We start from the raw sequence: 2,033 nt of genomic DNA on the forward strand, positions 1-2,033 counted from the left end.
GAGATTTTTTCCGCTGACAAGAGAGATTCGGGCTACGCCCGGCCGCCGGAGGCATCAATCGATGTATGACGACAAGGAACTGAAGGAATATCGCGACCTGATGAAACCCCCGGACAAGTTCGAGGAGGGTTTCGATTGGAAGACCGTGGTCGGCGCGGTGTTCATCGGGTTTCTGATGATGCCCGGATCCATGTATCTGCAACTGGTGATCGGGCAGGGCATTGGACCGGCGGCGCGGTGGGTGACGATCATCCTGTTTGCGGAGATCGCCAAGCGGTCGTACACGCATCTGAAGCAGCAGGAGATATTCCTGTTGTACTACATGGCGGGGGCGGCCCTGGCCTCGCCGTTTCAGGGGTTGCTCTGGAGCCAGTACCTGGTCCAGTCGGACGCGGCGAGGATGCTGGGGCTGACCGAGTTCATCCCGCAGTGGGTGGCCCCGGCGCTGGGGTCGGGGTCGTATCTTGAGCGCACCTTCATGCATCGGGACTGGCTGGTGCCGATCATGCTGCTGGTTGGGGCGCAGCTGGTGCAGCGCATCGACCATTTCGGGCTGGGGTATTCGCTGTATCGCATCACCTCGGACGTGGAGAAGCTGCCGTTTCCCATGGCTCCGGTGGGTGCGCTGGGCACCATGGCCCTGGCCGAGTCCACCGAGGACCGCAAGACAGGCTGGAAGTGGCGGGTCTTCTCCATCGGCGGGGTCATCGGGCTGGGGTTCGGGTTTTTCTATGTGCTGCTTCCGGCGCTCTCCGGGCTGCTGTTCACCGAGCCCATCCGGCTGATACCCATCCCGTGGATCGAGCTGACCCAGTACACCGAGGGGGTGCTGCCCGCCGTGGCCACCGGGTTGCAGTTCGACCTGGGGTTGGTCTTTGTCGGCATGGTGCTGCCGTTCTGGGCGGTCATGGGCGGGTTGCTCGGGCTGATCGTCACCATTGTGGGCAACCCCATTTTGTATTCCCATGGCGTGCTGCACCGCTGGCACCCGGGCATGGCCACGGTGGAGACCGTGTTTGCCAACAATTTCGATTTCTACATGAGTTTCGGCATCGGGCTGGGTTTGGCCATCGGCGCAGTGGGCGTGTATTACGTGGTCAATTCCTTCAGTCGCAAGGACGGCAAGGGGCTTGATTTCTCGGCCCTGTTCAATCCGCCGCAGGGGAGGGGCGACATCAATTTCTGGGTGTCCATCGGCATCTATGTTTTCTCCACCCTGTGCTACATCGCCTTTTGCGTCTGGCTGGTGCCGTCGTTTCCCTGGATATTCTTCGTGATTTACGGGTTCGTGTACACGCCGGTGATCTCGTACATCACGGCGCGCATGGAGGGCGTGGCCGGGCAGTTCATCGCCCTGCCCATGGTCCGCGAGTTCTCGTTCATCGCCGGGGCCAAGTTCTTCGGCTACCAGGGGCTTGAGATCTGGTACGCGCCCATTCCCATCCACAACTACGGCGAGGCCACGGTCCAGTTCCGGCAGATCGAGCTGACGGGCACGAGCCTTAGGGGCATCATCAAGGCCGAGATCGTGGTCTTTCCCATCGTCATGGTTTCGTCGCTACTCTTCTCGCAATTTCTGTGGCAGCTGGCGCCCATTCCCTCGCCGGAATATCCCTTTGCCCAGGAACTGTGGCACTTGCAGGCGCTGAACACGCTGCTCATGCAGACCTCGACCCTGGAGGGCAACTCGCTCTTCTTCGAGGCGCTGTCCGGGCCGGTGGTCCTCTCGGGCCTAGGGCTCGGGCTGATCCTCTACTCGGTGCTCAATGTGCTGGGGCTGCCGGTGCTGCTGGTCTACGGCGTGGTGCGCGGCCTTGGGCAGTCCACGCCCCACGGCATGATCCTGGAGGTGATCGGCGCGCTCCTGGGCCGTTACTATTTCCTCAAGAAATACGGGGCGCAGTGGCGGCACTACGCGCCCGTGCTCCTGGCCGGGTTCGCCTGCGGCATGGGCTTGACGGGCATGTTCGCCATGGGCTGCACGCTGATACTCAAGTCGTTGGGCCGATTGGCCTATTAGCGGGCTGTCGGGC

The 2,033-nt window shown here is 62.1% G+C and carries 1 protein-coding gene; it reads left to right on the forward strand.

Features of this window, described 5'->3' with window-relative positions:
* Positions 1 to 61: 61 nt before the first annotated feature.
* Positions 62 to 2,020: an OPT family oligopeptide transporter gene (locus tag QQS14_RS16285; RefSeq protein ID WP_285908072.1), complete on the forward strand. Its 1,959-nt coding sequence runs from the start codon at positions 62 to 64 to the stop codon at positions 2,018 to 2,020.
* Positions 2,021 to 2,033 lie beyond the last annotated feature (13 nt).

The organism is Pseudodesulfovibrio pelocollis (assembly GCF_030282845.1).
Lineage (GTDB): Bacteria > Desulfobacterota > Desulfovibrionia > Desulfovibrionales > Desulfovibrionaceae > Pseudodesulfovibrio > Pseudodesulfovibrio pelocollis.

Coding starts and splice junctions, on each gene's coding strand:
- QQS14_RS16285 (WP_285908072.1), top strand. CDS start 62: ATGTATGACGACAAGGAACTGAAGGAATATCGCGACCTGATGAAACCC.